At 70.1% G+C, this 13,316-nt stretch carries 12 protein-coding genes; 9 read left to right on the forward strand and 3 right to left on the reverse strand.

The annotated features are described in order from the left end of the window. Window positions 1-12 precede the first annotated feature (12 nt). The 6 genes from AB0I59_RS28355 to AB0I59_RS28380 all read left to right on the forward strand — a co-directional run bounded on the left by AB0I59_RS28355 (window position 13) and on the right by AB0I59_RS28380 (window position 8,396). Window positions 13-1,788: a hydantoinase B/oxoprolinase family protein gene (locus tag AB0I59_RS28355; protein ID WP_063818834.1), complete on the forward strand. Its 1,776-nt coding sequence runs from the start codon at window positions 13-15 to the stop codon at window positions 1,786-1,788. Then, window positions 1,785-3,899 carry a hydantoinase/oxoprolinase family protein gene (locus AB0I59_RS28360; protein ID WP_061257810.1) on the forward strand — a complete coding sequence of 705 codons (2,115 nt, stop codon included), beginning with the start codon at window positions 1,785-1,787 and terminating at the stop codon, window positions 3,897-3,899. Before AB0I59_RS28355 ends, AB0I59_RS28360 begins: the two co-directional genes overlap by 4 nt. 88 nt (window positions 3,900-3,987) lie before the next feature. Next, entirely contained in the window at window positions 3,988-4,728 is a 741-nt protein-coding gene (locus AB0I59_RS28365; RefSeq protein WP_061257811.1) for an IclR family transcriptional regulator, read from the forward strand. A 105-nt stretch (window positions 4,729-4,833) separates the two neighbouring features. After that, window positions 4,834-5,826 (forward strand): DODA-type extradiol aromatic ring-opening family dioxygenase, encoded by a 993-nt coding sequence (locus AB0I59_RS28370; protein ID WP_358137745.1) that lies wholly within the window; start codon window positions 4,834-4,836, stop codon window positions 5,824-5,826. Continuing rightward, complete coding sequence (locus AB0I59_RS28375) at window positions 5,823-6,680, forward strand: DODA-type extradiol aromatic ring-opening family dioxygenase (protein WP_358137748.1); 858 nt, start codon at window positions 5,823-5,825, stop codon at window positions 6,678-6,680. Before AB0I59_RS28370 ends, AB0I59_RS28375 begins: the two co-directional genes overlap by 4 nt. 273 nt (window positions 6,681-6,953) lie before the next feature. Next, window positions 6,954-8,396, forward strand: a complete 1,443-nt coding sequence (locus tag AB0I59_RS28380) for a purine-cytosine permease family protein (RefSeq protein ID WP_358137751.1) — start codon at window positions 6,954-6,956, stop codon at window positions 8,394-8,396. Between the two features lie 162 nt (window positions 8,397-8,558). Here the strand turns inward: AB0I59_RS28380 and AB0I59_RS28385 are convergent, their stop codons facing one another. Further along, window positions 8,559-9,107, reverse strand: coding sequence for a lytic polysaccharide monooxygenase auxiliary activity family 9 protein (locus tag AB0I59_RS28385; RefSeq protein WP_358137754.1), 549 nt, complete (start codon window positions 9,105-9,107; stop codon window positions 8,559-8,561). Between the two features lie 199 nt (window positions 9,108-9,306). Further along, window positions 9,307-10,056, reverse strand: coding sequence for an IclR family transcriptional regulator (locus AB0I59_RS28390; protein ID WP_358137756.1), 750 nt, complete (start codon window positions 10,054-10,056; stop codon window positions 9,307-9,309). 190 nt (window positions 10,057-10,246) lie between these two features. Between AB0I59_RS28390 and AB0I59_RS28395 the strand changes: the two genes are divergently transcribed. The 3 genes from AB0I59_RS28395 to dmpG are packed head-to-tail and all read left to right on the forward strand — an operon-like array spanning window position 10,247 to window position 12,999. After that, window positions 10,247-11,044 (forward strand): 2-keto-4-pentenoate hydratase, encoded by a 798-nt coding sequence (locus AB0I59_RS28395; RefSeq protein WP_358137759.1) that lies wholly within the window; start codon window positions 10,247-10,249, stop codon window positions 11,042-11,044. 21 nt (window positions 11,045-11,065) lie between these two features. Then, a complete protein-coding gene (locus tag AB0I59_RS28400) occupies window positions 11,066-11,989 on the forward strand; it encodes an acetaldehyde dehydrogenase (acetylating) (RefSeq protein WP_082777122.1) in 924 nt (307 codons plus the stop codon). Then, window positions 11,986-12,999: a 4-hydroxy-2-oxovalerate aldolase gene (gene dmpG, locus AB0I59_RS28405; RefSeq protein ID WP_061257816.1), complete on the forward strand. Its 1,014-nt coding sequence runs from the start codon at window positions 11,986-11,988 to the stop codon at window positions 12,997-12,999. The genes AB0I59_RS28400 and dmpG overlap by 4 nt, the downstream gene beginning before the upstream one ends. Window positions 13,000-13,029: 30 nt before the next feature. Here the strand turns inward: dmpG and AB0I59_RS28410 are convergent, their stop codons facing one another. Then, window positions 13,030-13,206: a hypothetical protein gene (locus tag AB0I59_RS28410; RefSeq protein WP_228644064.1), complete on the reverse strand. Its 177-nt coding sequence runs from the start codon at window positions 13,204-13,206 to the stop codon at window positions 13,030-13,032. Window positions 13,207-13,316 lie beyond the last annotated feature (110 nt).

Consider the following 13,316-nt stretch of genomic DNA (forward strand, 5'->3'; position numbering starts at 1 on the left):
AGGGAGTGGATCATGACTCAAGGCACCGGAGTGGACCCGATTCTCGCGTCCGTCCTGCAGCGCCGCGTCGACGCCATCGCAAAGGAGATGGCCACGCTGCTGATGCGCTCGTCCCGCTCACCGATCTTCAATGAGATCGGTGACCTGGTGACGGTGCTCTTCGACGCCAAGGGCCGGGCACTGGCCCAGGCGGAGTTCGCGGCGATCATCGCGTTCGGCGCCCAGCCGCCGCTGGAGTACATCATCGAGTACTTCGGCGACGACATCGCCGAGGGTGACGTCATCATGCACAACGACGTCTACACCGGCGGCAACCAGAACGCCGACACCGGCGTGTACGTCCCGATCTTCCATGACGGCAGGCTGGTGGCCTGGGCCGCGGCCAAGGGACACCTGGCCGACATCGGCGGCATGACCGCGGGCGGCTACGACCCCGCCGCCCGCGAGGTCTGGCAGGAGGCGCTGCGCATCCCGCCGGTGAAGATCTACGAGGCGGGCCGCCTGCGCAAGGACGTCTGGGACCTCATCGCCGCCAACATCCGGCTGGGCTTCGTCATGGAGGACGTCAAGTCCATGTACGGCGCCTGCACGGTCGGCAAGCGCCGCCTGCTCGAGGTGCTCGACCGCTACGGCGACGACGTGTTCGACCGGCACATGGAGTACATCCTGCGGGGGTCGGAGCGCCAGGTGCGCGCCGAGATCGAACGGTGGCCCGACGGCGTCTACCGCGGCGAGAGCGAGATGGTCTCCGACGGCATCGACACCACGCGCCGCTACCGCGTCGCGTGCGAGATCCGGATCGAGGGCGACGAGATCACCTTCGACTTCTCCGACACCGACGACCAGGCTCCCGGCTTCACCAACATGCCCCCGGCGTCGGCCGCGGGCGCGGTCCGCATCGCGTTCCTCATGCTGATCGCCGCGGGCGGTGTCGTGGTGCCGACCAACCAGGGGCTGTTCGCCCCGGTGCGCACCGTGTTCCGCGAGGGATCGCTGTTCAACCCGCGCTTCCCCGCGGCGACCGTCTTCGGCAACCAGATGTGCGACGAGATCGTCGAGTGCGTCATGACCGCGCTGGCCGAGGCGCTGCCCGACAGGGTCACGGCCGGCTGGACGAAGTTCATCTCCGCGATCCTGCACGGAGAGGACCCGCGCACCGGCGACCCGTTCGTCACCCTGACGGTCTTCCAGCGGAACGGGCCGGGCGCGATGCTCGGCCACGACGGCTGGGACGCCTTCGGCTTCACCGGCACGGCCGGCCAGATGCGCTCGCCCGACCCGGAGATGTTCGAGCTGACCTCGCCCCACTTCTTCGAGTACCACGAGTACCTCCCCGACTCGGCCGGCGCCGGGCGGTGGCGCGGCGGTCTCGGCACCCGCTCGGCGTGGCGCTGCTACGGCGAGCACGAGGTCGGCGTGACCAACGGCGAGGGCGTCGAGGAGGAGGGCGCCGTCCCCGCACGCGGACTGTTCGGCGGACACGACGCCGGGCTGAACCGGATGTCGGTCGAACTGCCCGACGGCTCCGTGCGGGTGTGGGGATCCAAGGACATGGTCCAGCTCCCACCCGGTGCCCTGGTACGGGCGCAGAGCTGGGGCGGGGCCGGATACGGCGACCCGTTCCAGCGCCCGGCCGAACTGGTCGTGGCCGAGGTCCGCGACGGGCTGCTCTCGCCGGAGCGGGCCAGGGAGGACTACGGCGTCGTCGTGGACACCGAGCAGTGGCGAGTTGACGAAGAGCGCACGGCCGCCCTTCGTGGGAACGCGGTGAAGGAGACGGTTTCATGAGCATCCGCGTGGGCGTGGACGTGGGCGGCACGTTCACCGACTTCCTGGTCGTGGACGGCGACGGGTCACGGCTGATCCACAAGACCAGCTCCATCCCCTCGGACCCCGCGCGGGCCGTCACCAAGGGGCTGCGTGAGGTCGCCGAGCGGCGCGGCGAGTCACTCGACGAGTTCCTCCGCCAGGTGCGCACGATCGTGCACGGCACGACCGTCACCACCAACGCGCTGCTCACCCGCAACGGCGCCAAGACCGGCCTGCTGACGACCGACGGCTTCCGCGACGTCCTCGCGATGCGGGACGGCACCCGGGAGGACGCCTACGACAACCGGCTCGCCCACCCGGTCCCGCTGGTGCCGCGCTACCTGCGGCTGCCGGTCAAGGGCCGGCTGGACCACACCGGCAAGGAGCTGACGCCGCTCGACCTCGACGACGTCAAGCGTGCCGCCGCGGAGATGCGCGCGGACGGCGTGCAGTCGGTCGCCGTCTGCTTCATGCACGCGCACGCCAACGGCGACCACGAGCGCCGGGCCGCCGAGGTGGTCGCGGCCGAACTGCCCGAGGCGTACGTGACCACATCGAGCGAGCTGCTCTCCCAGGCGCGGTACTACGACCGCACCAGCACCGCGGTGCTCAACTCGTACGCGGGACCGATCATCAGCGACTACCTGCGGGTGCTGACCGAAACGCTGAACGAGGTCGGCTTCGCCGGAGTGCTGCTGATCATGCAGTCCAACGGAGGCGTCGCCACGCCGCAGGAGCTGCGCCGCCGCGCCGCGCTCTCGTTGCTGTCCGGCCCGGCCTCCGGCCCCACGGCGGGGCTGCTGGAGGTGGCCCCACACGGCTGGGACAGCTGCCTCACCGTGGACATGGGCGGCACCAGCTTCGACGCCGCGGTGGTCAAGGACGGCAGGCCGCTGGTGATGACCGACGGCCTGATCGACCGCTGGCGGATCGCCCTGCCGATGGTCGACATCCACACCATCGGCGCGGGCGGCGGCAGCATCGCCCAGGTCGACGAGGGCGGCATCCTGCGGGTCGGCCCGCAGAGCGCCGGCGCCGTCCCCGGTCCCGCCTGCTACGGGCGGGGCGGGGACCGGCCGACGACCACCGACGCCGACGTGGTGCTCGGCTACCTGGACCCGGTGGGCTTCGCCGACGGCGGGGTCGGCCTGGACGTCGAGGCGGCCAGGCGGGCGATCGAGCGCGACGTGGCCGGGCCCCTCGGCATCGACGTCACCACGGCGGCCGCGGGCATCTACGACCTCGTCAACGTCAGCATGGCCACCGGCGTACGGGAGATCACGGTTCGCCGCGGGCTCGACCCCCGCGACTTCCCGATCGTCGTGGCCGGTGGTGCCGGTCCGGTGCACGCCGCCGCCATCGCCAGGGAGCTGGAGATCCCGATCCTGGTCGTGCCCAGGGAGTCGTCGATCTTCTGCGCCGCCGGCATGCTGGTCTGCGACTTCAAGCACGACTATGTGAAGAGCTTCAAGCTGCGGCTCGCGGAGTTGGACGAGGTGGGGCTCAGCGGGATCTGGCGCGAGATGGCCGACGAGGGCCGGGACACGTTGCGCGGCGAGGGACTCAGCGACGACGCGGTGACCTTCCAGCCGTCGCTGGACATGCGCTACGCCGGCCAGTGGTTCGAGATCAACGTGCCGCTGCCCGCGGACGCGGTGGACGGCTGCGACGCCGCCGCCATCGCCGAGGCGTTCCACACCATGCACGACGAGCTGTTCGGCTACCGGTCCGACGAGATGCCGGTGGAAGTGATCAACGTCAGGCTGACCGCCCTCGGTTCGACACCGAAGCCGGAGTTCGCCCGGCCCACGGCGGCGGGGGACACCGGCGGCGCGGTGGTCGGCCGCCGGCCGATCTGGTCGCCCGCGCAGCGCGCGATGGTGGAGTCGAACATCTACGCCGGGCTGCGGATGGCGCCGGGCGACGAGGTGTCCGGTCCCGCCGTGATCGAGCTGGGCACCACCACCATCGTCGTGCTCGACGAGTACGACGTCGTCGTGGACGCCGCCGGTTCGTTCGTGATGTATCTGCGGTCGCGGGCCGGGGAACTGCGCCCGCGCATCATGACCGGGGCGGTCCCGGTCTCCTGAGAGGGCCGTCACTTCCTGACCGCGGCGTCTCATAGGCTGCGACCAGCGACGAAACACCAGTTCAGAGCGTGGCGAAGCAGGTGATGGAATGGCGGAGCGGGTCGAGGCGGTACTCAAGGCGGCCAAGGTGCTGCGGGCGTTCGACCCGCAGCATCGGATCATGACCGTCAGGGAGATCTCGGCCCGCACCGGCATCCCGCGCAGCACCTGCCACGCCCTGTGCGTCACCCTGGTCGAGGCGCGCATGCTCGAGGCCATGCACGAGGGCGGCTACCGGCTCGGCCCCGCGGTCGCCTGGCTCGGCGCGCAGGTCTTCGAGCGGATCGGCCTGGCCGAGGCCGCGACCCGCACGATGGAGAACCTGGCCAAGCACTTCGGCGGCGACGTGCAGCTCGGGCAGTACGTCGCCAAGGGCTGGATCGTCTACCTGCACCACGTCGAGCACGACGGCGGCCTGGTCCACCACCGGGTCGGCGCCCGGGTGCCCGCGTTCCGCAACGCCTGCGGGCGCGCGGCGATGTCCCGGTTCGACCAGCTGGAAGTGGCCGACATCATGACCAGGCATCCCGGCGTCGACCTGGACCCGCTGCTGCGTGACCTCACCCTCACACGGGAGCGGGGTTTCGCCGTCTCCGACAGCTCCCAGCCCCAGATCAGGTCCGTCGCGGCGTCCATCCTCGACGCCGAGGGCAACGCGGTGGGCGCGGTGTCGGTGGCGCAGCGCAGGTCCGTGATGAACGAACGCCGCACCCTGGCCCTGGGCAACGCCGTACGCGCGGCGGCCCAGGAGATCTCCCAGCGCCTGGCGACCCGAGGCATCCGCGCCTGACCGCTGTCCGGCTCGGCCGGACGCACGGGAGATCGGCCGATCCTTGTCCGGTGCTGCCGGACAAGCGCGATGAGCCGCGCGTTTCCCGTCATTAGCGTGCGGGCCATGTCGAGTGTGTTCAAAGTCCCGGTCGGCGACCGTACGTGGCAGCGGCGGACCGGCGGTTCACCCGGGCATCCCACCCCCGCCGCGGACGAACCCGTACGGGATTGCCGCGGTCCCGGGATCATCGCGGGGATACTGGCCCCCCATCCGCCGCAGCTGCTGTACGCGGAGAACCCGTCGCAGAACGAACCCACCTCGGAGGGCGGCTGGGAGGTCCTGCGCTGGGCGTACGAGGACCTGCGCCGCCGCATCCGCGAGATGGAGCCCGACGTGATCGTGCTGCACGCGCCGCACTGGATCACCATGGTGGGCCACCACGTCAACTGTGTGCCGAACCCCAAGGGGTTCTCCGTCGAGCCGATCTTCCCGCACCTGCTGCGCTACCGGTACGACTTCCGTACCGACGTGGAACTGGCCGAGGCCATCGCGGATCAGGCGAGCGACGACGGCCTGGTCACCAGGAAGATGCGCAACGAGGGGGTGCGCGTCGACTACGCGACGATCACCGCACTGCACCTGCTGAACCCCGACTGGGACATCCCGGTGGTGTCGCTCTCCGCCAACAACAACCCGTACTTCTACTCGACGTCCTCGCTGGACCAGATGGAGATCCTGGGGGAATCGGCGCGTAAGGCGATCGAGGGGCTCGGCCGCCGCGCCATCGTGGCCGGGTCGAACTCGCTGTCGCACCTGCACTGGGAGCGCGAGCTGGGGCTGCCCGAGGACATGACCTACGAGCACGCCTACAACCACCACCAGTACCGGTGGGACATGCGCCTCCTTGACCTGATCCGGGCGGGACGCACCCGTGAGCTGCGGGAGATGATCCCCGAGCACATCCAGCAGACCGAGTCGGAGACCAAGGCGGGCAGCCTCTCCTGGATGTTGTCGGCGCTCGGCTGGCCGGAGGACGTCGGCGAGGTGCTCACGTACGGAACGGTGATCGGCACGGGCAACGCGGTGTGTCTGTGGGACATGCGGGGGCGGCAGTGACGGACACGATGAACGAGGGCGCGACGACCGGAACCCACGGCCACTTCGCCGGCGCGGTGCTGATGCCCGGAATGCCGCAGTTGCTCGCGGCCGACCCGGCGCCGGTCTGGGCCGAGCTGACCGCCGAGTCGAAGCACGTCGGAACCCTGCTGCGGGACGCGGGCGCGGAGACCCTCGTGGTGCTCTCGACGCAGTGGTTCACCGTGCTCGGGCACCAGGTGCAGCTGGACCCGCGCCTGCGCGGCGTCCGCGTCGACGAGAACTGGTACGACTTCGACTACGGCACCATGCCGTACGACCTCCGGACGGACGTCGAGCTGGCCGAGCAGTGGGCGAAGGAGATCGAGCGCACCGGGCTCGAAGCGCGGCGCACCCACTACGAGCACTTCCCGATCGACACCGGCATGATCGTGGCCACGGGCCTGCTCGACCCCGCCGACACGCTGCCCGTGGTCCAGGTCTCCTGCAACCTGTACGCCGGAGTGGAGGCCATCTCCACGCTCGGCCGTGCCGTGATGGACGCCGCCTCCGCGGTCGGCAGACGGGTGGCCGTCGTCGCCGTCTCCGGCCTGTCCAGCGGCCTGATCCAGCAGTGGATCACGCCGGGGGAGGACCACGTGGAGAGCGCCAGGAACGAGGAGTGGGATCGGCGCGTTCTCGGCCTGCTGGCCGAGGGCAGGTTCGGCGAGGTGATGGAACTGCGCGAGCAGTACGCCCGCGAGGCCCAGGCAGACAGCCAGCTTCGCGCGCTCGCCTTCCTCGAAGGCACCGGCCAGGTGAACCGCCCGGCCGATGTGCGCGCGTACGGCCCGCTGTGGGGAACCGGGGGCGCGGTCGTGCACTGGGCGCCGTAGCCCGAGGCTCGTACACATCCCCTCCGACCGTGCGCCGCCCCGGGAACTCTCCGGGAACTCTCCGGGAACTCTCCGGGAACTCTTCGGAAAACCCGCGAGAACTCCCGCCAACAGGTGTCCGGACCAGCGGGACAACGTACGAGGTGTGTCTCACACCCCTGTGGTTGTGTGTCCGCATCACGAGCCCGCCTCCATGACAGCGGGACGGCGTCAAAGGGATTCGTCATGCATTCTCCCCACGGTCAAGGTGCGCCTTCACACCTTCGCGAAACAATGGAGGACAACGTCCTCAACCCGGTCGCCGACGACGAACGACGCGGTGGCTGGGCCCTCCTGCCGAACACGGCGGGCGTGGGCACGACCCTCGCCATGCTGCTGATCGGTGGCGGGGCCAGCTACCTCGTCGGCGTCTGGTGGACGATCGGGATGGCCGCCGTCTCCGCGATCTTCGGCGCGGTGATGGGCACGCTCACCTGCAAGGTCAGCCAGAGCACGGGCACCTCGTCCACGGTGACCAGCCGATTCCACGGGCTGGGGGCGTCAGGCTCAGCCCTGGCGTCGCTGATGTTCGCCGCGATGATCATCTGTTTCCTCGCGCTGGAGAACGCGCTGCTGTACCACGGCACGCTGTTCATGCTCGGGTGGTCGCCGAGCACCGCGAACGCCATCGTCATCTACGGCATCTTCACCGTCGTCTGGATCGGGCTCGCCCTCTTCGGGGTCCAGCTCGTGCAGCGCACGTCGTTCCTGCTCACGGTCATCGCCGCGGTGCTGATGATCACCGTGACCGTGGTCGCGTTCGGCAAGTCGTCCCTGTCGCCCGGCGACGTGCTCGCGTTCCGGCCGGCCGAGGTCGGCGGCGCCCAGATCATGGGCACGCTGGCCAGCATGATGGGCATGGCGGGCGCGCTCGCCCTGACCGCCGCGGACTTCTCCCGCTACGCCAGGACCTCCCGCGACGTGAAGATCATGTCCATCGGCGGCGCCATCATCGTCAACTTCGGCGTCGTCGTGCTCGGCGCGCTGCTCTATCAGGCCGGTGACGCCGTGGTGGCGGCCTACCTGGAGAACCCGGCCAACGCGGCGGTGGCCGCCGCCCAGCCGGGGGCGGGCACCGCGGAGAAGGTCCAGGCCCTGGCCCACTCCAACGCGGGCGCCTACTTCGTCGTCCTGGCCGGCCTGCTCGGCTTCCTGGTCATGTACGCGGCCCAGGTCAAGGCCCAGGTCATCAACGCCTACACCAGTTCGCTCTCGCTGACCAACCTGGTCGACGCGCTGATCGGCCGTACGCCCAGCCGCATCGTGATGGTGCTCGTGGCGAACGCGCTCGCGCTGTGCGCGGTCTGGGCCGGCGTGCTGGGCTTCCTCGGCCAACTGCTCGGCGGCCTGGGTATCGCGACCTGCTCGCTGTGCGCGCTGCTCATCACCGACTACCGGCTGACCCGGGGCAGGCGGTCCGGCACCCAGGTCGAGCGGTTCAACTGGGCGGGCATCATCGCCCTGGTGGTCGGCTTCGGCGTCTCGTACTACCTGTTCGCCGCCGACATCTTCCAGCTCGGCTTCCTCGTCGCCCTCGTCCTCACCCCCGCGATCTACGTCGCGCTGCGCCGTACGGTCCTGCGGCCCGGTACCGGAACCGCCTACGTGGCGGCGACGACCGCGCTGCGCGAGATCGACGGAGAGGAGCAGCCCGGCGGCGCGCACGCCGCGGTCTGACCCTCTGCGAGCGAAGGGCGCCCGGCCACCGGGCGCCCTTCGCGTCGTGATGGGGACCTCCGAACTCCCGGGACACCGACGGTGGTCTCGTGGGAGGGCGAGGCGCTCTACCGGCTGTCGTGTCCCGCCGGGAGCGTGCGCCGATCGGGGCCCCGGAGTGGGCTAGCTGAGGTCGAGGTCGATGACCTGGTAGAAGGCGTTGCCGGTGTCGGCGATCTCCCATACCGCCAGGAGCACGTGGTAGCCCCTGTGCTCCTCGGGCAGGCGGACGCGGTGGACGGTCGGGTTGCTCGGGATGAGGTCGTCGTGCGCCCAGTACGGCTGAGCCGCGTTCTGGATCGTCGCGATCGGAGTGGGGTCGAACTGCGCCCGCGCCAGGGGCTTCTTCGGATCCCAGCTGCTGGTCGTGAGGAAGTAGTTCCACCGGCGGGTCTTGTGCGGCGCGTGCATGTGCCAGGTGATCTCGAGTTCCTGGCCGGCGCGCGCCGCGTGCTTGGCCCAGTCCGTCCGTGGCTCGTCGAGTGAGGAGGCGAAGTCGAGACCGGCGCTCGCGATCCTGCCGTCGACGGGAGGTGTGTTGTTGGCGACGTCGTCGGCGGCGTAGGGGTCATGCAGGCCGGCCTGCAGAGCCGGGAAGAACTTCCCCGCCTCCAGCGCGGCGGCCTGCCAGGCTGAGAGGTGGATATCGGCCCTGGACCGCGGGTTGCTCACACTTCCATGTCGCGGTGTCGCTCGTTCGGACATGCTTCCTCCTCAATGGTGCCAGAGTCACCTTTCCTCACCTCGACTACCCAGAGTGTTTTTACGATTACCCCAGGTCGCGGTATGTGGCACACCATGGGAACGAGGCCGCCAGGATGACAGCCGGTGCGGAGCCGTCGACAGCGTTCCCGGAGGGCGGGTGCCGGTCTCAGAGGGACCGGGTCAGTGCCCGTGAGACGCCCAGCGCGGCGGTCTTCACGGCCGGGGCCAGCCTGGCGGGGTGGAAGCGGGCCACCGGGACCGAGACCGACAACGCGGCCACGACCGCGGCGTCCTTGAAGATCGGCGCCGCGATGCACGCGCTCCCGATCTGCGACTCCTCGCGTTCGTGGGCCAGCCCCTGGATATGGATCTGCCCGATCTCCTCGTCGAGACGCTCCGGGTCCACGATCGAGCGCGGGGTGAGCCTGCGCAGCGGCCGGGAGAGCACCTCGTCGAGAAGGTCCTGGCCGGAGTAGGCCAGCAGCGCCTTTCCCACACCGGTGCAGGTGAGCGGCAATCGCCCGCCGACGGCGGAGGGCAGGGAGAGCGACTCGTGGCCGCGGATCTTCTCGACGTACACCACGTCCAGCCCGTCGCGTACGCCGAGGTGGATCGTCTCCCGGGTGGCCTCGTAGAGGTCGTGCATGAACGGCAGCGCGGCGTGCCGCAGGTCGCGTTCGAGAGGGACGATGCTGCCCAGCTCGAACAGCCGCCGGCCGAGGTAGTAGCGGTCGTCCCTGCGCGTGACGACCCCGAGTTCGGTCAGGTCGGCGAGCAGCCGGAAGGCCGTGGACTTGGCCAGATGGCAGCGCTGGGCGACGTCGATCAGGCGGAGCGGGCCTCCCGTGGGGCGGAACGCGTCCAGAACCAGCCACGTCTTCTCCAGCATCGAGAGTCGATCCTGGTTCCGTGTCACGGAACCATTGTTGCCCATGGTTGTCGTGAACCGGTACCCATATGACCAGTGGCAGGAGCATTGAGCTGCGATCCGAGATCCGGCCGGTGAGGCTATCGCCGGAGCGTGACCGCACCCGCTACTCACGGGTTCCGGCATACGGAACCGGGCTCTGTCGAGCCGACATCACACGACCAAGCAGGAGCAACCGATGAACGATGAAAGGTCTGATGCCGATCCGGTCCACGGCCAGGCGGCCGACCGGCTCCTTTCGGCCGCGGCATCGGGCAGGCCGTGCGCTCCCGTCCGGGATCTGATCAGCACGGCCGCCGACGGCTACGCCGTACAGGAGATCAACACGCGGCGGGCGCTGGCCGACGGACGCCGTCTGGTCGGCCGGAAGATCGGCATCACGAACCCGGCGGTGCAGCGGCAGTTCGGCATCGACCAGCCCGACTTCGGCGTGCTGTTCGCCGACATGTGGCACCCCGACGGGCTGCCCATCCCGTACGGCCGTTTCCTCCAGCCCCGCGCGGAGGCGGAGATCGCGCTGGTGATCGACGCGGACCTCCGCGGTGGCCCGTTCACGGTGGCCGACGTGATGCGGGCGGTCGAGTTCGTGCTCCCGGCCATCGAGATCGTGGACTCCAGGATCGCGGACTGGGACATCACCCTGGCCGACACGATCGCGGACAACGCCTCCAGCGGAGGCTTCGTCCTCGGGAACACCCCCGTGGCTCTCACGGGACTGGACCTGAAGACGGCGGCGATGAGCATGACCAGGAACGGCCAGGAGGTCTCCACCGGCTCGGGAGCCGCCTGCCTGGGCCACCCTCTCAACGCGGCGGTCTGGCTCGCCGACACCCTCGGCCGTACGGACTTCCCGCTGCGGGCCGGTGACATCGTGCTGACCGGCGCGCTCGGGCCGGTGGTGCCCGTCGAGCGAGCGGACGTGTTCGAGGCGCGCATCGAGGGCGTCGGCTCTGTGACCGCGGTCTTCGGATCATGAAGCAGGAATGAGAGGAAAGCAGTGAAGATCGCGATCATCGGGTCGGGCAACATCGGGACCGACCTCATGTTCAAGGCGTTGTTGTCGAAGAAGATCGAGGTCGTGGCCATGGCCGGCATCGACCCCGCGTCCGACGGCCTGGCCAGGGCGCGCAGGCGCGGGCTCGCCGTCACCGCCGAGGGTGTCGCCGGGCTGGTGCGGCTGCCGGAGTTCGACGACGTGGACATCGTCCTCGACGCCACCTCGGCCGGGGCGCACCGGCACAACGCCGCCGTCGTCCAGGGGCACGGCAAGCGGGTCATCGACCTGACCCCCGCGGCCATCGGCCCCTACGTGGTGCCGTCGGTCAACCTCGACCAGCACCTGGCGGCGCCCAACCTGAACATGGTGACCTGCGGCGGGCAGGCCACGATCCCCATCGTGGCGGCGGTGTCCTCGCGGACGCCGGTCCGCTATGCCGAGATCGTCGCCTCCATCGCCTCGAAGTCGGCGGGGCCGGGGACCAGGGCGAACATCGACGAGTTCACCGAGACCACCGCGGCCGCCATCGAGCAGGTCGGCGGCGCGGAGCGCGGCAAGGCGGTCATCGTCCTCAATCCCGCCGAGCCGCCCCTGATCATGCGGGACACCGTCTACTGCCTGGTCGACGACTGCGACGAGGCGGCGGTGGCGGGAGCCGTGGAGGACATGGTCGCGCGCGTGCGCGAGTACGTCCCCGGATACCGGCTCAAGCAGAAGGTCCAGTTCAGCTCGATCGGCCGGGACGAGCCGGTGTGGACGCTGGCGCCGGGAAGCAGGGGCGGTACGAAGGTGACCGTGTTCCTCGAGGTGGAGGGCGCCGCCCACTATCTCCCCGCGTACGCGGGAAACCTCGACATCATGACCTCGGCCGCCCTGCGTACGGCGGAGCGGCTCGCCGAACTGGGGACGGGAGTGGCCGCATGACCAGGATCTACGTGCAGGACGTGACGTTGCGGGACGGCATGCACGCCATCCGGCACCGCTACACCCTCGACCAGGCCGTGGAGATCGCCAGGGCGCTCGACGCCGCCGGAGTGGCCGCCATCGAGGTGTCGCACGGCGACGGCCTCGCCGGAGGCAGCTTCAACTACGGCCCGGGCGCGCACACGGACGAGGAGTGGATCGAGGCCGTGGCGGGAGCCGTACGGCACGCGAAGCTGACCACGCTGCTGCTGCCCGGCATCGGGACGGTCAAGGACCTCCGCCGGGCGCACGCCCTCGGCGTCACCTCCGTGCGGATCGCGACGCACTGCACCGAGGCCGACATCGCGGCCCAGCACATCGCCACCGCCCGCGAGCTGGGGATGGACGTGGCGGGCTTCCTGATGATGTCCCACATGGCCGATCCCGATGTGCTGGCCGGGCAGGCCAGGCTGATGGAGTCATATGGCGCGAACTGCGTCTATGTCACCGACTCGGGCGGCGGCTTGACCATGGACGGCATGCGCGACCGTATCCGGGCCTACCGTGACGCGCTGCGACCGGAAACCGAGATCGGTGTCCACGCCCACCACAACCTGAGCCTGGGTGTGGCCAACTCGGTCGTCGCGGTGGAGAACGGCTGCCACCGTGTCGACGCCTCGCTGGCGGGGATGGGGGCGGGCGCGGGCAACGCGCCGCTGGAGGTGTTCGTGGCCGTCGCCGACCTGATGGGCTGGGAGCACGGCTGTGACCTGTACGCGCTGATGGACGCCGCCGACGATCTCGTCAGGCCGCTTCAGGACCGTCCGGTACGGGTGGACAGGGAGACGCTGACGCTCGGGTACGCCGGGGTGTACTCCAGCTTCCTGCGGCACGCCGAGGCGGCCTCGGCCCGCTACGGCGTGGACACCCGCGCGATCCTCACCGAGGTGGGCCGCCGCCGGATGGTCGGCGGCCAGGAGGACATGATCGTGGACATCGCGCTCGACCTGGCGAACCGGGCCACACCCTGACCGCCTGAGCAGGGGTGCCCGCGTGGCGGCCTATTCCTCGGAGGGCTCCTCCACGTCGTCGGACGAGTCGGCGCCCGGCACGTACCAGCCCTTCCAGGGGCCGTCCTCGGGATCGCCCTCGGCGTCCGGGGACTGGGCCAGTGGGGGCAGCCAGTCCAGATCGCCACCGCGCGGGTACCGGCTTCCCGGTGTCCAGATGTTCGTCATCGCCTTCCTCCTGTCCGGCCCGCTCTCCGTCATGCCGCCGCTGCCCTCGTTTCCCCAGGTCAAACTAGGAACCAGCACCACGGGGTAGGGGGAGGGGGACGATGGACACC

This window comes from Microtetraspora glauca, from assembly GCF_040656155.1.
Classification (GTDB): Bacteria; Actinomycetota; Actinomycetes; order Streptosporangiales; family Streptosporangiaceae; genus Microtetraspora; species Microtetraspora glauca.